The sequence below is a fragment of the Stenotrophomonas sp. YJH_SMC_46 genome (genome assembly GCF_059370315.1).
In genome coordinates this window covers 171560-189008 of the sequence record NZ_JCAFTO010000006.1, presented here as the reverse complement: position 1 = coordinate 189008, position 17449 = coordinate 171560, and the positions used below count along the sequence as shown (strand labels likewise).

At 67.4% G+C, this 17449-nt stretch carries 22 protein-coding genes; 19 read left to right on the top strand and 3 right to left on the bottom strand.

Annotated features, from left to right (window positions below; translation table 11 throughout):
- Window positions 1-6: 6 nt before the first annotated feature.
- The 4 genes from AC5P8C_RS18485 to AC5P8C_RS18470 all read left to right on the top strand — a co-directional run bounded on the left by AC5P8C_RS18485 (window position 7) and on the right by AC5P8C_RS18470 (window position 2895).
- A complete protein-coding gene (locus AC5P8C_RS18485) occupies window positions 7-666 on the top strand; it encodes a DUF2238 domain-containing protein (RefSeq protein WP_019659439.1) in 660 nt (219 codons plus the stop codon).
- Window positions 663-1322, top strand: coding sequence for a phosphoribosylglycinamide formyltransferase (gene purN, locus AC5P8C_RS18480; RefSeq protein ID WP_134735833.1), 660 nt, complete (start codon window positions 663-665; stop codon window positions 1320-1322). The genes AC5P8C_RS18485 and purN overlap by 4 nt, the downstream gene beginning before the upstream one ends.
- A 68-nt stretch (window positions 1323-1390) precedes the next feature.
- Complete coding sequence (locus tag AC5P8C_RS18475; protein ID WP_495219203.1) at window positions 1391-2209, top strand: DUF3108 domain-containing protein; 819 nt, start codon at window positions 1391-1393, stop codon at window positions 2207-2209.
- A gap of 2 nt (window positions 2210-2211) precedes the next feature.
- Window positions 2212-2895: a DUF3108 domain-containing protein gene (locus AC5P8C_RS18470; protein WP_019659442.1), complete on the top strand. Its 684-nt coding sequence runs from the start codon at window positions 2212-2214 to the stop codon at window positions 2893-2895.
- Window positions 2896-3009: 114 nt separating this feature from the next.
- Here the strand turns inward: AC5P8C_RS18470 and AC5P8C_RS18465 are convergent, their stop codons facing one another.
- The 3 genes from AC5P8C_RS18465 to AC5P8C_RS18455 are packed head-to-tail and all read right to left on the bottom strand — an operon-like array spanning window position 3010 to window position 4847.
- On the bottom strand, window positions 3010-3327 hold the full coding sequence (locus AC5P8C_RS18465) for a hypothetical protein (RefSeq protein WP_019659443.1): 318 nt from the start codon (window positions 3325-3327) through the stop codon (window positions 3010-3012).
- Window positions 3324-4595, bottom strand: a complete 1272-nt coding sequence (gene murA, locus AC5P8C_RS18460; RefSeq protein WP_495219202.1) for a UDP-N-acetylglucosamine 1-carboxyvinyltransferase — start codon at window positions 4593-4595, stop codon at window positions 3324-3326. Before murA ends, AC5P8C_RS18465 begins: the two co-directional genes overlap by 4 nt.
- A 21-nt stretch (window positions 4596-4616) precedes the next feature.
- The gene (locus tag AC5P8C_RS18455; RefSeq protein ID WP_005408396.1) at window positions 4617-4847 is read right to left on the bottom strand and encodes a BolA family protein; all 231 of its coding nucleotides are present in this window, start codon (window positions 4845-4847) and stop codon (window positions 4617-4619) included.
- Between the two features lie 54 nt (window positions 4848-4901).
- Between AC5P8C_RS18455 and AC5P8C_RS18450 the strand changes: the two genes are divergently transcribed.
- From AC5P8C_RS18450 to AC5P8C_RS18380, 15 genes are all read left to right on the top strand, one after another.
- Complete coding sequence (locus AC5P8C_RS18450; RefSeq protein WP_495219201.1) at window positions 4902-5903, top strand: KpsF/GutQ family sugar-phosphate isomerase; 1002 nt, start codon at window positions 4902-4904, stop codon at window positions 5901-5903.
- Between the two features lie 66 nt (window positions 5904-5969).
- A complete protein-coding gene (locus tag AC5P8C_RS18445; protein ID WP_019659446.1) occupies window positions 5970-6518 on the top strand; it encodes a KdsC family phosphatase in 549 nt (182 codons plus the stop codon).
- A complete protein-coding gene (gene lptC, locus AC5P8C_RS18440; protein ID WP_019659447.1) occupies window positions 6515-7090 on the top strand; it encodes an LPS export ABC transporter periplasmic protein LptC in 576 nt (191 codons plus the stop codon). The genes AC5P8C_RS18445 and lptC overlap by 4 nt, the downstream gene beginning before the upstream one ends.
- 103 nt (window positions 7091-7193) lie before the next feature.
- Window positions 7194-7745 carry a lipopolysaccharide transport periplasmic protein LptA gene (gene lptA / locus AC5P8C_RS18435; protein WP_019659448.1) on the top strand — a complete coding sequence of 184 codons (552 nt, stop codon included), beginning with the start codon at window positions 7194-7196 and terminating at the stop codon, window positions 7743-7745.
- Complete coding sequence (gene lptB / locus AC5P8C_RS18430) at window positions 7745-8464, top strand: LPS export ABC transporter ATP-binding protein (protein ID WP_019659449.1); 720 nt, start codon at window positions 7745-7747, stop codon at window positions 8462-8464. Before lptA ends, lptB begins: the two co-directional genes overlap by 1 nt.
- 39 nt (window positions 8465-8503) lie before the next feature.
- The gene (locus tag AC5P8C_RS18425; protein WP_233653164.1) at window positions 8504-9925 is read left to right on the top strand and encodes an RNA polymerase factor sigma-54; all 1422 of its coding nucleotides are present in this window, start codon (window positions 8504-8506) and stop codon (window positions 9923-9925) included.
- Window positions 9926-9983: 58 nt separating this feature from the next.
- Window positions 9984-10301 carry a ribosome hibernation-promoting factor, HPF/YfiA family gene (gene hpf, locus AC5P8C_RS18420; RefSeq protein ID WP_004147311.1) on the top strand — a complete coding sequence of 106 codons (318 nt, stop codon included), beginning with the start codon at window positions 9984-9986 and terminating at the stop codon, window positions 10299-10301.
- Between the two features lie 21 nt (window positions 10302-10322).
- Window positions 10323-10775 carry a PTS sugar transporter subunit IIA gene (locus tag AC5P8C_RS18415; RefSeq protein WP_019659451.1) on the top strand — a complete coding sequence of 151 codons (453 nt, stop codon included), beginning with the start codon at window positions 10323-10325 and terminating at the stop codon, window positions 10773-10775.
- Window positions 10772-11722: an HPr(Ser) kinase/phosphatase gene (hprK, locus tag AC5P8C_RS18410; protein ID WP_019659452.1), complete on the top strand. Its 951-nt coding sequence runs from the start codon at window positions 10772-10774 to the stop codon at window positions 11720-11722. The genes AC5P8C_RS18415 and hprK overlap by 4 nt, the downstream gene beginning before the upstream one ends.
- Before the next feature lie 27 nt (window positions 11723-11749).
- Window positions 11750-12634 (top strand): RNase adapter RapZ, encoded by an 885-nt coding sequence (gene rapZ, locus AC5P8C_RS18405; RefSeq protein ID WP_019659453.1) that lies wholly within the window; start codon window positions 11750-11752, stop codon window positions 12632-12634.
- Between the two features lie 492 nt (window positions 12635-13126).
- Window positions 13127-13519, top strand: a complete 393-nt coding sequence (locus AC5P8C_RS18400) for a PTS sugar transporter subunit IIA (RefSeq protein WP_019659454.1) — start codon at window positions 13127-13129, stop codon at window positions 13517-13519.
- Complete coding sequence (locus tag AC5P8C_RS18395; protein ID WP_005408385.1) at window positions 13512-13781, top strand: HPr family phosphocarrier protein; 270 nt, start codon at window positions 13512-13514, stop codon at window positions 13779-13781. The genes AC5P8C_RS18400 and AC5P8C_RS18395 overlap by 8 nt, the downstream gene beginning before the upstream one ends.
- A 2-nt stretch (window positions 13782-13783) precedes the next feature.
- A complete protein-coding gene (ptsP, locus tag AC5P8C_RS18390; protein WP_019659455.1) occupies window positions 13784-15553 on the top strand; it encodes a phosphoenolpyruvate--protein phosphotransferase in 1770 nt (589 codons plus the stop codon).
- A gap of 193 nt (window positions 15554-15746) precedes the next feature.
- A complete protein-coding gene (gene mgtE / locus AC5P8C_RS18385) occupies window positions 15747-17108 on the top strand; it encodes a magnesium transporter (protein ID WP_019659456.1) in 1362 nt (453 codons plus the stop codon).
- A 59-nt stretch (window positions 17109-17167) separates the two neighbouring features.
- Window positions 17168-17434, top strand: a complete 267-nt coding sequence (locus AC5P8C_RS18380; RefSeq protein ID WP_019659457.1) for a hypothetical protein — start codon at window positions 17168-17170, stop codon at window positions 17432-17434.
- The last annotated feature ends 15 nt before the right edge of the window (window positions 17435-17449 follow it).

Below are 17449 nucleotides of genomic sequence, written 5' to 3'. Positions count from 1 at the left end.
TCCGACATGTCCGCGCCCGCCACCGCCGCAAACGCCACTGCCCGCGGCTATCGTGTTTCACTGCCCAAGAAGCTGGCCTTCGCCGCCGTACTGGCCGTGTTCCTGGTCAGCTGGATCGATCCGCTGTGGCCCGTCGAACAGGCCCTGCACAGCTCGCTGACCGTCGTCGGCCTGGCTGCCCTGCTCTGGGTGGACCGGCGTGGCTGGCTGGGCAATGGCGCCTTCATCGCGATCTGTGGCTTCATCGCACTGCATTGCGTGGGCGCGCGCTGGCTGTACTCCAACGTGCCCTACGACGCTTGGGCACAGGCGCTGGCCGGCTGGTCGCCGAATGCCGCCTTCGGCTGGCAGCGCAACCACTTCGACCGTCTCATCCACTTGTTGTTCGGCGTCTGCTTCACCCCCGCGCTGCTGCAGCTGGCCCGGCATGCCTGGCCGGCGCTGCGCCTGGGCCAGGCCTTCAGCCTGGCGGTGATGACGGTGATGTGCGCCAGCCTGGTCTACGAGTGGTTCGAGTGGGCCATCGCGCTTGCCCTGTCGCCCGACGCCGCCGAGGCCTACAACGGGCAGCAGGGCGACATGTGGGACGCTCATGCCGACATGCTGCTGGCGACCTTGGGCAGTCTGCTGACCTGGCCGTTGATCCGCCGGAGTGCCCGGCAATGAGCACGCCCACCCGCATTGCCGTGCTCGCCTCCGGCCGCGGCAGCAACCTGCAGGCCATCCTTGACGCAATTGCTGACGGCCGCCTGCCCGCCGAGGTTGTCGGCGTGTTCTCCGACCGCCCAGCCGCAGCCGCGCTGCAACGGGTCGGCGACAGCCTGCGCTGGGCGCATGCACCGAAAGAATTCGGTGACCGCGCCGCCTACGAGCAGGCCTTGGGCGATGCACTGGCCGCGGTCGCGCCGGATCTGATCGTCTGCGCCGGCTACATGCGCATTCTCGGCGCCGACTTCGTGCAGCGCTTCAATGGCCGGCTGGTCAACATCCACCCCTCCTTGCTACCGCTGCACAAGGGGCTGGACACGCATGCGCGGGCGCTGCACGCCGGCGATGCGGAGCATGGGGCCAGCGTGCACCTGGTGGTGCCCGAGCTGGATGCCGGCGCCGTGCTGGCCCAGGCGCGGGTGCCGGTAATGCGCGGCGATGACGCCGACAGCCTGGCGGCGCGTGTGCTGGCGGTGGAGCATCCGCTGCTGATCGCCACCCTGCAGCTGCTGTGCGCCGGCCGCCTGGCTGAACGGGAGGGCCAGCCACTGCTGGATGGTCACCCCCTGTTTAGCCCACTGGTCCTAGATTCCGCCGGGAACCTGAACCGGTAACGCCCACGCACACGCCCCGCTGACTGCGGGGCTGGCATCCTGCCCCCCTCCTGCAGCTCCTGTCCTCCATGAAGACCACGACCCTGCTGTCCACTTCATTGCTGCTGTCGCTTGTCGTGCTTCCCGGCGTGGGTTGGGGCCAGGCACAGGCGCCTGCCTCGCCGGTTCCGGCGCCAGCGGTGCAGCCGCCGGCCGAAACGACGGCCCCGGGCCTGCCGGCATTGGCGTGGGAACCGCCGCCGCTGCAGCCGTTCAGCGCCACCTACCAGGCCTTCTACAAGGGCAAGGAGGCCGGCGACGCCAGCATGCAGGTCACCCACACCGGCGGCAACCAGTGGCGGGTGGACATGCAGGTGGTCGGCCGCCGCGGGTTCGCCAGCGTGCTGGGACTGAACATCGAGCAGAGCACGGTCTTCGAGGAGCGCGCTGGCACCTATGCACCGCTGAGCCAGAGCACGGTGCGCAAGGGCCTGTTTCTCGGCAAGAAGGCGGTCGGCACGTACAACTGGCAGGCCGGTACCGCGCAGTGGAGCGGCGATGTCGAGAAGAAGCGCGCACAGCCGATTCCGCTGCAGCCGGGCGACCAGAGTGCGCTGCTGATCAATCTGGCAATCATGCGCGACGCCCGCCCAGGCGCCGCGATGCACTACCGCTACGTGGACATGGGCAAGGTCCGCCAGCATGACTACCAGGCCGCGCCGCAGACCGAGAACGTCGAGGTCGGCGACCTGTCCTACAACGCGCTGCGGGTCTACCGGACCAACGGCGGCAAAAATGAAACCATCCTCTGGATCGCCAACGGGGTCCCCACCCCGGTGCGCATCCTGCAACGCGAAGACGGCGAAGACCGCGTCGATCTGCGCCTGATCGAATACCAAGGAGTCTGAGCATGAGCATCCCGACCCGCCCCCTCGCCTGGATCGCGGCCGCTGCCCTGTCCGTGGCCAGCCTGCCGGCCATGGCCCTGCAACCTTTCAAGGCGGATTACCTGGCCAGCTACATGGGCATGCAGGCCAACGGCACGATGACCCTGTCCAACGAAGGCAGCAACAAGTGGCGCTACAGCCTGCAGGTGAAGAACCAGCTGGCCGACCTGAGCCAGAGCACCGTGTTCGAGGAAGTGCGTGGGCAACTGCGCCCGCTGAGCAGCCAGGACCGCTCGGCGCTGCTGGTGAAGAAGCGCAACGTGCAGGCCAATTACAACTGGACCAGCAACCAGGCCACCTGGACCGGCGACATCAAGCCGGACCGTGCCGGCCCCATCGCGCTGAAGGCCGGTGACATGGATGCGCTGCTGATCAACCTGGCGATCACCCGTGACCTGGCCGCCGGCAAGCCCCTGACCTATCGCATGGTCGACGAAGGCCGCATCAAGAACATGACCTACCGCGTGGTCGGCAAGGAATCGATCACCGTGGGCGGCAAGAGCTACGAGGCCACCAAGGTCTCGCGCGCCGACGGCAACAAGGAGCTGATCGCCTGGATCGTGCCGGAGTTCCCGGTGCCGGCGCGCATGCTGCAGCGTGAGGGCGGACGCGATGCGCTGGACCTGACCATCAAGGCGCTGAACTGACCGGAGATCCACGTCATCCACGCATGGCGTGGATCTACTGGAAACCTGGAGTAGATCCACGCCATGCGTGGATGGACGCCCCGGGAAAAACGCCCGCTTTCGCGGGCGTTTTTCTTACTTCTTTTCCTCGGCCGCAGCGGGCTTGAACTCGGTGCGGCAGTCCACGCGGATCTGCTCGCCGGTGCTGCGCCAGACGAAGGTGCGGCAATGACGGTTGCCGTCCTGGCTGTCGTTCACCGCGACCGCGTAGAACGACTCGATGATCTCGTCGCGCGAGACCGTGCCATCGCCGTTCCAGTCCATGTCCCTCTGCTCGATGCCCTGGGTAATGGCGATGTTGGCGTACCAGGCATAGCCCAGCCACGCCAGCACGATCAGCACCAGAGCCAGCAGTGCCTTGCGACGCGGGCTGAACTTGCCACGCAGGATCATGGCACGCGCCGGATGGTGGCGCCGAGCGAAGACAGCTTCTCTTCGATGTTCTCGTAGCCACGATCAAGGTGGTAGATGCGGTCGATGGTGGTCTCGCCGCTGGCCATCAGGCCGGCCAGGATCAGCGAGGCCGACGCACGCAGGTCGGTGGCCATCACCGGCGCACCGCTCAGGTGCTCGCTGCCACGCACGATGGCGGTGTGGCCTTCAACCTGGATGTCCGCGCCCAGGCGCAGCAGTTCGTTGACGTGCATGAAACGGTTCTCGAAGATCGTTTCGTTGATCACGCCCACGCCCTCAGCCACGCAGTTGAGCGCCATGAACTGGGCCTGCATGTCGGTCGGGAATGCCGGGTACGGCGCGGTGGTCAGGTTGACCGCCTTCGGCCGCTTGCCCTGCATGTCCAGGGTGATGGTGTCGTCGGTGGTCTCGATCTTCGCACCGGCCTCGACCAGCTTGGACAGCACCGCGTCCATGGTGTTCGGGCGCGCACGGTTGACCGTGACCTTGCCGCCGGTCATCGCCGCAGCGACCAGGAAGGTACCGGTCTCGATGCGGTCGGGCAGCACTTCGTGGCGGCCACCGGACAGGCGCTCGACGCCTTCGATCACCAGGCGGGCGGTGCCCAGTCCTTCGATCTTCGCGCCCAGCGCGATCAGGCAATGCGCCAGATCGGTCACTTCCGGCTCCATCGCACAGTTGTCGAGGATGGTGGTGCCTTCGGCCAGCACCGCGCCCATCAGCACGTTCTCGGTGCCGGTGACACTGACCATGTCGAAGGTGAAGTGGCCGCCCTTCAGGCGCTTGGCGCTGGCCTTGATGAAGCCGTTCTCGACCACGATCTCGGCACCCAGTGCCTGCAGGCCCTTGATGTGCTGGTCGACCGGACGCGAACCGATCGCGCAGCCGCCCGGCAGCGACACTTCGGCCGCGCCGAAGCGGGCCAGCAGCGGGCCCAGCACCAGGATCGAGGCGCGCATGGTCTTGACCAGCTCGTAAGGTGCAACATGCTGGTTGACCGAACGCGGGTCGACCACGATCGCGCTGCCGCGCGACAGCGTGCCCTGGTCGATGGTGACCTTGGCACCCAGTTCGCCCAGCAGCTTCACCGTGGTGACCACGTCGTGCAGGTGCGGCACGTTGGTGATCTCCACCGGCGCATCGGCCAGCAGGGTCGCGCAGAGAATGGGGAGGACGGCGTTCTTGGCGCCGGAGATGCTCACTTCACCGTGCAGCGCAGCGCCGCCGGTCACAACGATCTTGGCCATGTATTCGGGATCTTCTGCGGTTCAGCCGGCTTCGGCCGGGGTCACGGTTTTCAGCGCCAGCGCGTGGATCGCGCCGCCCATCAGGTCGCCGAGGGTGGCATAGACCATCCGGTGGCGGGCCAGCGGCATCTTGCCGGCAAAGGCCTCGCAGACCACGGTCGCTTCGAAATGCACGCCATCGTCGCCCTGCACGTCGGCGCGGGCGCCAGGCAGGCCGGTTTCGATCAGATTGCGGATGGTGTCGGCGTCCAACGGGCTTTCCTAATAAAATGTGCATCCATTCTACTTCCGCTGCGTGGCGTCCGCATGGCCGAATCCCTGTTGCCCCCCCGTTCTGGCGACCCTGCCGGCCTGGTCGCCAGCGGCCGCCGCGTGTTCGAGATCGAGCGGCAGGCGCTGGATGCCGTGGCCGACCGCCTTGGCGAGGCCTTCCAGCAGGCCTGCCAGGCGATCCTGGCCAGCCGCGGGCGTGTGGTCGCCACCGGCATGGGAAAGTCCGGGCACATCGCCCGCAAGATCGCCGCCACCCTCGCCTCCACCGGCACCCCGGCGTTCTACGTGCACCCTGGCGAGGCCGGACACGGTGACCTGGGCATGATCACCGAGGACGATGTGGTGCTGGCGCTTTCCTATTCGGGGGAGTCGGACGAGCTGCTCATGCTGTTGCCGGTGCTCAAGCGCCAGGGCAACCTGCTGATCTCCATGACCGGCCGCCCGCAGTCCAGCCTGGCCACCGCCGCCGATATCCACCTGGACGTCAGCGTGCCGGCCGAGGCCTGCCCGCTGGCGCTGGCGCCGACCTCCAGCACCACCGCCTCGCTGGCGATGGGCGATGCGCTGGCCGTGGCCCTGCTCGACGCACGCGGCTTCACCGCCGACGATTTCGCCCGCTCGCACCCGGCCGGCAGCCTCGGCCGCCGCCTGCTGCTGCACATCACCGACGTCATGCATAGCGGCGAGGACCTGCCCAGCGTGGGTGCCGACGCCAGCCTCAGCGAGGCGCTGGTGGAAATGAGCCGCAAGCGACTCGGGATGACCGCCGTGGTCGACGCCGATGGCGTGCTGATCGGCCTGTTCACCGACGGCGACCTGCGCCGCGCGCTGGACAGCGCGCTGGACGTGCGCACCGCGAAGATCGCCGACGTGATGACCCGCAACCCGCGCACCATCGGGGCCGACCAGCTGGCCGTAGAGGCCGCGCGGCAGATGGAAACCCAGAAAATCAACGGCCTGATCGTGGTCGATGACCAGGGCCGTGCGGTAGGCGCCCTGAACATTCATGACCTGTTGCGGGCCCGGGTGGTTTAACCGACAGTCCGTAGACCCCATTCAGTCTGTAATGCCCCACCCGACCCCACCGAGCCTGCTGCCCTGATGCCCTGGTCCCCGCTGCCCGCCTTCCCTGCCCACCTGCATGCCGCTGCGGCCCGCGTCCGCCTGGCCTGCTTCGACGTGGACGGCACCCTCACTGACGGTCGGCTGTACTACGACAAGGAAGGGAACGAGAGCAAGGCGTACTTCGTGCAGGATGGCCTGGGCCTGAAACTGCTGCAGCAGCACGGTATCCACCCCGTGCTGATCACCGCGCGCAACAGCCAGTCCGCGCTCAAGCGCGGCGCCGACCTCGGCATCGACACCCAGATCGCCGTGGGCGACAAGCTGGCCAGCGTGCAGGCGCTGTGCGCGCAGCACGGCGTCGGCCTGGAGCAGGTGGCCTTCATGGGCGACGACCTGCCGGACCTGGCGCCGCTGGGCGCGGTCGGCCTGGCAGTGGCCCCGGCCAACGCCCACCCGTGGATCGCCGAGCGCGTGCACTGGCAGACCCGCGCCGACGGCGGACGTGGCGCCGCCCGCGAACTGTGCGACATCCTGCTGGCCGCACAGGGCCACGTAGATGCGGTGCTGGCGAGGTTCGGCGCATGAGCCTGCCGACACTGAACTGGCGCACCCTGCTGGGCGTCGGCCTGCTGCTGGCGGCGCTGCTCAGCAGCTGGGCCGCCCTGCGCAACCGCGACAAGGGCCCGGCCAACGACAGCCAGGAGCCGGGTGTGGACTACGTTCTGCACGACTTCCAGATCGTGGCCCTGGATGAGCACGGCAAGGAGTCGACCACCCTGCGTGCGCCGCGGCTGGAGCGCCAGCGTGGCGACCAGACCATCAACATCGCCACACCGCTGTTCGAGATGCCGGACAAGGATGGCAAGCACTGGACCCTGCGTGCCGAGACCGGCTGGCTCAGCGCCAAGGGCGACCAGATGAAGCTGCGCGGCAATGTGGCCGGCGACAGCCCGGCCGATCCGGGCGTGGTGCCGACCACCTTCCGCACCGACCATCTGGACGTGTTCCCGAAGGAGAACCGCGCCCGCACCGACGCCCTGGTGACCATGACCCGCCCGGGCATGGAACAGTCCGGCGTCGGCTTCGAAGTGGATTCGAAGAACAACACGTATCATTTCCTCAGCCAGTCCAAGGGCCGTTACACGCCCAAACGCTGATTCCGCCGCCAGCCCGCGACGTCTCCGGACAGGCGCAGGGCCGGCAGCCCCACCCTCCGCCCCCGGCCCGCCCGGGAGGCCCCCACCGGTAGAACGGACCCCGATGAAGATTTCCTTTGCCGCCGTACTCGCGCTCGGTCTTCTTGTCCCCAGCGCCGCCTTCGCCAAGTCCACCGACCGCAACGAAGACATGCACATCGATTCCGGCGCCCAGTCCGGCACGCTCACCGGCGACGGCAAGACCGTGCTGTCGCAGGGCGTGATCATCACCCAGGGCACGCTGGACCTGCGCTCGTCCGAGGCCGAGATCTACCTCAAGGATGGCGAAGCCGTGCGCGCGGTGTTCACTGGCAAGCAGGCCAAGATGAAGCAGCAGCTCGATGACGGCACCTGGATGGATGCCGTTGCCGACCGCATCGACTACGACATCAAGACCGAGATCATTACCCTGACCGGCAACTACAAGGTCACCAGCGCGCGCGGCACCAATGCCGGCCAGCGCATGGTCTACAACACCCGCACCGGCGAAATGAACTCCGGTGGTGACGGCAGCCGTGTGCGTACCGTCATCCCGCCGAAGAACAAGACCCCGGCCGCGCCTGCGGCACAGCCCAAGGCCACCACGCCGGCGCAGCCGGCCGGGAGCAGGAAGTAATGCTCGTCGCCAAGGGCCTGCGCAAGAAGTACAAGCAGCGCGAAGTCGTCAAGGATTTCGGGCTGACCCTCGACGCCGGCGAAGTGGTCGGCCTGCTGGGCCCCAACGGTGCCGGCAAGACCACCTGCTTCTACATGATCGTCGGCCTGGTTGCGGCTGACGCTGGCAGCATCGTGCTCGACGGCAAGGACATCACCGGCGACCCGATGTATACCCGCGCCAAGCAGGGCGTGGGCTATCTGCCGCAGGAACCGTCGGTATTCCGCAAGCTGACCGTGGCCGACAACATCCGCCTGGTGCTGGAGCTGCGCGAAGACCTGGATGCGGCCGGCCGCGAGCGCGAATTGAACAGCCTGCTCGACGAACTGCAGCTGGGCCATGTTGCCGACCAGCTTGGCGCCAGCCTGTCCGGTGGCGAACGCCGCCGCTGCGAGATCGCCCGCGCCCTGGCAGCGCAGCCGCGCCTGATCCTGCTTGACGAGCCGTTCGCCGGTGTCGATCCGATTTCGGTCGGCGAGATCCAGCGCATCGTCACCCATCTCAAGCAGCGTGGCATCGGCGTGCTGATCACCGACCACAACGTGCGCGAGACCTTGGGTATCTGCGACCGCGCGTATATCCTCGCCGAGGGCAGCGTGCTGGCCCAGGGTTCGCCGGAAGCGATCCTGGACAACGCCGATGTACGCCGCGTCTACCTCGGGGATTCCTTCAAGCTGTGAAGCAGTCGCCGGGTCCCTTTCCTTCCTTTCGGCACAGGCATGAAGACTCGGCTGCAGACATCGTTGGGACAGCAACTGGTGCTTACGCCCCAGTTGCAGCAGGCGATCAAGCTGCTGCAGATGTCCACCACCGAGCTGGAGCTGGAAATCGCGCAGGCGGTGGAAAGCAATCCGCTGCTGGACTGGGCCGACAGCAGTGACAGCAGCAGTCCTGCCGGCGAAGGCGACGACAACGGCAACGATGCGCCCGCAGAACGCGCCGATGCCGGCGACGACTGGGCGCCGGCGGAACTGGACTGGAACGCGTCCGGCAGCGGCGGCAGCTTCGACGATGACGACGACAATGGCAGCGCCGCCGAGCGCGTAGCCGAAACCGAAACGCTGGCCGACCATCTGCTGTGGCAGCTGCATCTGTCGCATCTGTCCCCACGTGATCGCAGCATCGGTGCCGCGCTCATCGATGCACTGGACGATGACGGTTATCTGCGCGAACCGCTGGGCACCATCGCCGACACCCTGTTGCCGGCGATCCACGCCGGCGAGGACGAGATCCTCGCCGTGCTGCATCGCATCCAGCGCTTCGATCCGGTGGGTGTGGCTGCACGCACGCTGGGCGAATGCCTGCTGCTGCAGCTGGATGTGCTGCCCGGCGAAACGCCCGGGCTGGCGCTGGCGCGACAGATTGCCGCAGGCCCGCTGGAACGGCTGCCACGCAGTGGCGTCGCCGGGCTTGCTCATGAGTTGAAGCAACCGATGGACGAGGTCGAGACTGCCGTCGCGCTGCTGCGCTCGCTGGACCCGCGCCCGGGCACGCAGATCGCACCGCTGTCGCAGGACACTTACGTGGTGCCGGACGTGGTGGTATGGCGGCAGAACGGCGTGTGGCGCGCTGCACTGGCCGCGCATGCCGGGCCGAAGGTGGTGATCCACCGCGGCTACGAACAGCTTATCCGGCGTTGCGGCGACGCCGATGCCGGCTACCTGCGTGCCCAGCTGCAGGAAGCACGCTGGCTGCTGAAAGGCCTGCAGCAGCGCGGCGAAACGCTGTTGCGCGTCGTGCGCAGCCTGATCCTGCAGCAGGCCGGCTTCCTTGAATTCGGCGAGCAGGCGCTGCGCCCACTGACCCTGCGCGAGATTGCCACCGAACTGGGCCTGCACGAATCCACGGTGTCGCGTGCGATCGCCCGCAAGCACGTGCGCACCCCTCGCGGCACCCTGCCACTGCGGGCCTTCTTCGCCTCCGGCATCGATACCGACGGCGGCGGCGAGGCGTCCAGCACCGCCATCCAGGCGATGATCCGGCGCCTGATCGACGATGAGAATCCGCGCAAGCCGCTTTCTGACGCCAAGCTGGCTGACCTGCTCAAATCGTCGGGAATCCCAGTAGCGCGGCGCACCGTGGCGAAGTATCGTGAAGCCATGAACATTTCCGCCTCGCACGAAAGGGTCAGAATCGCTTGACGCGCCGCCGCGCCCGGCGGAGAGGTTCATTGGCACATCCGAACACAGGAGAAACCCGATGCGCATCGAAACGTTTGGCAAAGATGTCGAAGTCACCCCGGCCCTGCAGTCCTATGTGGAGGAAAAGCTGGCCCGGATCGGAAAGCACTTCGACCAGCACTGCGAAGCGCGGGTGACCCTCAAGCTGCAGAAGACCGAACACCATGTCGACGCCAGCCTCAACATCCCGGGCCAGACCCTGCACGCGGAGGCCAATGCCCAGACCATGTATGCCGCGATCGACCTGCTTGCGGACAAGCTTGACCGCCTGGTGATCAAGCACAAGGAGAAAAAACAGCAGCACGCGCCGCTGCCGGTGGGCGACAATGGTGGCTGATCGCCACCGTTCCCCGCAGACATGCCCCTGACTGACCTCCTGGCGGCCGTGCAGACCCAGCTCTGCACGGCCACCGACCGTGACAGCGTCCTGCAGGCCGCCGCCGGGTTGCTGGCCTGCCGCCAGGCCAATGCCGAACAGATCTACCTGAACCTGTGCCAGCGCGAAGCCCTGGGCAGCACCGCGATCGGCCACGGCATCGCCATCCCCCACGGCCGCGCGCCTACCCTTGATCGCCCCCGTGGCGCCCTGCTGCGATTGGCCGCCCCGGTCGATTTCGGCGGCGACGAACCGGTGGACCTGGTGTTCGCCATGGCCGTCCCCGCCCACTACACCCACCAGCACCTGATGCTGTTGTCCGAGCTGGCCGAACTGTTTTCCGCGCCGGACATCCGCCAGGCCCTGCGCGAAGCGGGCGATGCCCGGGCGCTGCGCGAGGCGCTGGACATGACCCCTCCTGCGAGTGCCGCATGAATACCAGCATCACCGCCCGTGAACTGTTCGAACAGCAGCGCGAGCGGCTGGGGTTGCGCTGGGCCGCCGGCAAGTCCGGTGAGAAGCGCGAGCTGGAGGCCGGCAATACCGTCTCGCGGCGTCCCTCGCTGGCCGGCTACCTCAACGCGATCTATCCCAACAAGGTGCAGATCCTGGGCACCGAGGAACTGTCCTGGCTGGATGCACTGGAACCACGCCAGCGCTGGGAGACCATCGAAAAGATCATGCAGTCGCACCCGCTGGCGCTGGTGCTGACGCGCAACCAGCCCTGCCCGGAAGACCTCCGCGCCGCTGCTGACGAATCCGGCACGCCGCTGTGGCTCTCGCCCAAGCGCGGCCACGAACTGCTCAACCACCTGTCCTACCATCTGGCGCGTACGCTGGCGCCGCGGGTGATCCTGCACGGCGTGTTCATGGAGATCTATTCCATCGGCGTGCTGATCACCGGCGAGGCCGGATCGGGCAAGAGCGAGCTGGCGCTGGAGCTGCTCACCCGCGGCCATCGCCTGGTCGCCGACGATGCCCCCGAGTTCACCCAGATCGCCCCGGACGTACTCGACGGCACCTGCCCCGAACTGCTGCAGGACCTGCTGGAAGTGCGCGGCCTGGGCGTGCTCAACGTGCGCGAGATGTTCGGCGACACGGCTGTAAAGAAGAACAAGTACCTTCGGCTGATCGTCCACCTGACCAAGCCGATGACCGAACCCACCCCACATGGCTACGAACGCCTGACCGGCGATTCGGGCACCCGCCATGTGCTGGACCTGGACGTTCCGCTGATCACCCTGCCGGTGATGCCCGGCCGCAACCTGGCCGTACTGACCGAAGCCGCGACCCGCCTGCACATCCTGCGCACCAAGGGCATCGACCCGGCGGCTATGTTCATCGCCCGCCACAGCAACCTGCTGGAACGGCGAACACCCTGATTTCCCTGCCCCTCGAAGAGCCTGTCCATGAGCACCGTCACCCCCTCCGCCCCGACCCTGATCATCGTCAGCGGCCTGTCCGGCTCGGGTAAATCCGTCGCCCTGAAGACCTTCGAGGACCAGGACTACTACTGCTCGGACAACCTGCCGATCAATCTGCTGCCCGACTTCGTGCGCAGCCTGCTGGCCAACCATGACGGCAGCGCGCCGCGCCGCCTGGCCGTGGGCATCGACGTTCGCGGACAGGCCGATCTGAGCCAGCTGGGCAACTGGCGGCAGCTGGCCACTGACGCCGGCGTGGAAGTGAAGGTACTGTTCTTCGAGGCCAGCGATGAGGCTGTGCTCAAGCGCTACGCCGACACCCGGCGCCGTCATCCGCTGAGCCAGCTGGGCCTGTCGCTGCCCGAAGCGATCGCACGCGAACGTGAATTGACGGCACCGCTGCGCCGCGAGGCCGATGCGGTGATCGATACCAGCAACCTCAACGTGCATCAGCTGCGGCGGCGGATCATCACCGAGTTCACGCTGGACCATGCCACCGGACTGTCCCTGCTGTTCGAATCGTTCGCGTACAAGCGCGGCGTGCCGGCCGAGGCGGACTTCGTATTCGATGCGCGGGTGCTGCCCAATCCACACTGGGACCCCGATCTGCGTGCGCTGAGCGGCCGCGAACCGGGCGTACGCGACTATCTGGAAGCACAGCCGGACGTGCAGCGTTACCTGGCCCAGCTGATGGATTTCCTCGATACGTGGCTGCCGAAACTGGGGGATGGCACCCGCAGCTACGTGACGGTGGCGTTCGGCTGCACCGGCGGCAAGCACCGCTCGGTGTTCCTGGCCGAGCGCCTGGCCCGGCATGCCCGCGAGATGGGCTGGGAAGATGTGGCCACGTATCACCGCGAACAGGATTGAGAGAGTCGGCCGGGCTGCGCCCGGCACCCGCCGGTAGTGCCGGCCGCTGGCCGGCAACAGCAACAGCAACAGCAGAAGCGGCATTCCGTGGGATGACGGGGCGGTGTGGATCTGCAGGACACGCCGTAAACCCCGCTCCGCGGTCCGGCCCAGCCGCTGGCGGCTGGGCGTTCGGGCGCTTGCGAAGCAGTGCTTCGCAAGCAAAGCGCCCTCACCCCTGGGGGCTCGATGGCGCCATCCATGGCGCCAACGGTCCTGCAGACCCACACCGCCCCACCTCTGACAGATTTCTGCTGCTGGTGGGTGTCGACCCTGGTCGACACGATGGATCCACGCGTGCGTGGATGAATCGCTGTCAGGCATCGAAAAACGGATGGGGTCGGATCTCTTTCTCAACGGAAAGGCTCCCCTTGCGAGCAACGCTGAATACGGGACACAGTGCCCCCCATCTGCTGCTATCGCCAATTCACCTTGACCTGTTAACGTGCAGTAATGACCTGTGGCATTCTCCTCGTAACACATCCGGGGGTCGGGCCCGCCCTGCTTGAGGTGGCGACCCGGCTCCTGCGGCAATTGCCGCTGAAAACCGAAGCTTTCGAAGTACCGTTCGACGCAGACCTGGACGCCCTGCTCCCGCTCGCCTCGGCCGCCCTGCGGCGGGTCGATGCAGGGGATGGCGTGCTGATCCTGACCGACCTGTACGGCGCCAGCCCCGCCAACCTAGCCGGGCAGCTGGCCCGGTTGGGGACCCCGGTTCGCCGGGTATCGGCGCTGAGCCTGCCGATGTTGCTGCGGGTGATGAATTATCCGGAACAGGGACTGGATCAACTGCCCGCCACAGCCGCGGCGGGCACCCGTAATGGAGCGATAGTCGACGATGCTTGAACGAGAACTCACCGTGAGCAACCGCCTGGGCCTGCACGCCCGGGCCACCGCCAAGCTGGTGCAGACCCTGGCGCCGTTCCGCTGCAACGTGACCATGGCCGCCAAGGGCCGTGAGATCAACGCCAAGAGCATCATGGGCGTGATGCTGCTGGCCGCCGGCCAGGGCACTCCGGTCACGGTGCGCATCAACGGCGAGGACGAAGCCGCCGCGATGGAAGCGGTGGTCGGTCTGTTCGAGCGCCGCTTCGACGAGGACAGCTGAGCGTGCCGCGCGCGCGCGCCGGCCAGGTTCCTTCCGGCCAGCGGCCGGTCCAGCTGCTGGCTGGGCACGGTGCTGCCCGTGGCGCGGCGATGGGCCGCGCACGGGTACGCCTGCCGCATGCGCTGGAGGTGGCCGAGCAACGCATCGGCGCCCACCAGGTCGAGGCCGAGCTGGCCCGCCTGCATCGTGCGGTGGATGCCGCGCGCACGGAAATGCACGAACTGCGCCAGCGCCTGCATGGCGCATTGAACCAGGAAGTGGGCGAGTTCCTGGACCTGCACGCGCTGCTGCTGGACGATCCCGAGCTGTTGTTCGGGCTGGACGAGCTGATCCGCAGCGGTCCCTACAGTGCCGGCTACGCATTGCGCCTGCAGCGTGACCGCCTGGCCAAGGTCTTCGATGGCATGGACGATGCCTACCTGAAGAGCCGCATGGACGACCTGGACCATGTCATCGGCCGCATCCACGCGTTCCTGCAGCCTGAACGCGCGCCGGTGATGAAGGGCCTGGCCGGCGAGATCCTGGTCTGCGACAACATCGCCCCGTCCGAACTGGCCCAGCTGCAGGCCCAGGGCGTGGTTGGCATCGTCACCGCCGCCGGCAGCGCGCTGTCGCACAGCGCGATCCTGGCGCGCAGCCTGCATCTGCCGTTGATCGTGAACGTTCCGCAGCTGCTCAGCCGCATCGCCGATGGCGACGTGCTGATCATCGATGGCGCCGACGGCAGCATCACCGCCAACCCGCAGGCCGACAACCTGCGTGACTATCGCGCGCGCCTGAAGGAGCATGCGCGCGAGCAGCGCGAGCTCGGCCGCCTGCGCAGCAAGCCCAGCCGCACCCGCGACCAGGTCGACATCGCCCTGCTGGCCAATGCCGAATCGCTGGAAGACGTCACCCAAGCGCACGCGCTGGGCGCGCAGGGACTGGGCCTGTACCGCACCGAGTTCCTGTTCCTGCAGCGCAACGAGCTGCCGGATGAAGAAGAACAGTTCCAGACCTACCGGGATGCCGCGTTGGGCATGAGCGGGCGACCGGTCACCATCCGCACGCTCGATCTGGGCGCGGACAAGGCCGACCGCACCGGCCTGACCCTCAGCAATGAAGAGAACCCCGCCCTGGGTCTGCGCGGCGTACGCCTGTCGCTGGCACGGCCGAAGGTGGCCGATACCCAGCTGCGCGCGATCCTGCGCGCCTCCGCCTACGGCAAGCTGCGCGTGCTGGTGCCGATGGTCAGCACCCGCGAGGAACTGCTGGCGGTGCGCCGGCGCATGCTCAAGCTGACCGAACAGCTGCGCGGCGAGGGCCACATGGTGTCCGACCACGTGCCGCTGGGCGCGATGATCGAAGTTCCTGCGGCAGCACTGGCGCTGGAGAGCTTCATCGACCTGGTCGACTTCCTGTCGATCGGCACCAATGACCTGGTGCAGTACCTGCTGGCCGCCGACCGCAACAACGAGGCACTGGGCGAACTGTATTCGCCACTGCATCCGGCCGTGCTGCGACTGCTGCAGATGGTGATCGAGACGGGCGCGCGTCACCGCATCCCGGTGGCGGTCTGCGGCGAGATGGCCGGCGACGCACGGATGACCCCGCTGCTGCTGGCGCTGGGCCTGACCGAGTTCAGCCTGCACCCCGGCACGCTGCTGGAAGTGCGCCGTGCGATCCGCGATGCCGATCTGGCCGCATTGCGCGCGCGCGCGCCGAAGCTGCTGGCCGCACGCGACCGCCGCGCGATCGAGCGCTGGCTGGCGCTGGTGGCCGAAACGGCCTGACTGCCGAGGGTAGTGCTGGTCGCTGGCCGGCAATCTCGTGGACTTCGATGGGGACGATTGCGGGCCAGCGGCCGGCGCAACCACCGCCCTCGGCTATGCGTTGAAACATCCCCTTGCGATAATGACGCGCTGAACACCCCTGTTGCCGCATCCTTGCCGGGATCGCGGCTTTTCTTATCCCGCGGGAGCTGCGATGGCTGAAGCCGTACGCCACGACAAGACTGCGCGCCAACTGCGGATGCTGTCCGACGCACTGGACAGCGGTCGGCTGGGCCCGGTGCGTCGCCTGGTCAACACCCTGGCCCCGGCCGAGATCGGCAACCTGCTTGAATCGCTGCCGCCGGGCAAGCGCGAGGTGGTGTGGGGCCTGGTCGATCCGGAAGATGACGGCGAGGTGCTGGTCCACGTCGGCGACGACGTGCGCGAGAGCCTGCTCGCGGACATGGACCCGGACGAAATCATCGCCGCGGTCGAAGACCTGGACATCGACGACCTGGCCGACCTGGTCGAAGACCTGCCCGATACGGTCATCGACGAAGTCCTCAAGTCGATGGACCGCGAGAACCGCGAGCGCCTGGAACAGGTGCTGTCCTATCCCGAGGACAGTGCCGGCCGCCTGATGAACCCGGACGTGGTGACCGTGCGCGCCGACGTCAACGTGGACGTGGTGCTGCGCTACCTGCGCCTGCGCGGCGAACTGCCGGACCACACCGACCACCTGTTCGTGGTCAGCCGGCGCCATCAGTACCTTGGCCGGGTGTCGCTGGCGGCACTGGTGACCCACGAGGACACCACCCCGATCAACCGCCTGATCGACGACGAGCAGCCGGCCATCGACGTCGGCGAGAGCGACCAGGAAGTCGCGCGGCAGTTCTCCGACCATGACTGGATCTCCGCACCGGTGGTGGACGAGAACAACATCCTCGTTGGTCGCATCACCATCGATGACGTGGTCGACATCATCCGTGGCCAGGCCGAGCACCAGGCGCTGGGCGCCGCCGGCCTGGACGAGGACGAGGACCTGTTCAGCCCGGTCTGGCGCGCCATGCGCCGCCGCCTGATGTGGCTGTCGATCAACCTGTGCACGGCCTTCCTGGCCTCCAGCGTGGTCGGTCACTTCGAGGGCACCATCGACAAGCTGGTGGCGCTGGCGGTGCTGATGCCGATCGTGGCCGGCCTCGGTGGCAACGCCGGCACCCAGGTGCTGGCGCTGATGGTGCGCGGCCTGGCGCTGGGCCAGGTGGGCGCCTCCAACGCGCGCACCCTGCTGTGGAAGGAAGTGCGTGTTGCGCTGCTGAACGGCGTGATGCTCGGCTCGGTGCTGGGCCTGATCGTATTGGCCTGGTTCCATTCACCCGGGCTGTCTGCGGTGATCGCCATCGCACTGACCTGCAACCTGCTGTTCGCAGCGCTGGCCGGCGTGCTGGTGCCGCTCACACTGAAACGCTTCGGCTTCGATCCAGCGCTGGCCAGCGGTATCTTCCTGACCGCAGTGACCGACTCGATGGGCTTCTTCACTTTCCTCGGCCTGGCCACGCTGGTGCTGCTGCACTGACCGCATCGAGGATCGGCCCCCGCCACGCGGGTCGTTGACTCCACCCAACCGGAACACCCATGGCAACAACGATCGAAAACTATTTCCAGCCCGGCTGGCGCGACCAGCAGCACACCTGCCCGGCCTGCGAGTGGAAGGGCAGCTCGCGCGCCATGGAGATGGAACTGGACGAGGACGCCACCGAGTATGACTGCCCGGTCTGCGAGAACCCGCTGCTGGTGGTCCTGCACCCGGATATGGCGCAGGTGCAGGCTGCGGCGGCGGCAGGCAATGCCGAAGCGCAGGAACAACTGGACATCATTGCCAGCTTCCCGCGCCCGCAGTGACGCGGCGCACGATGC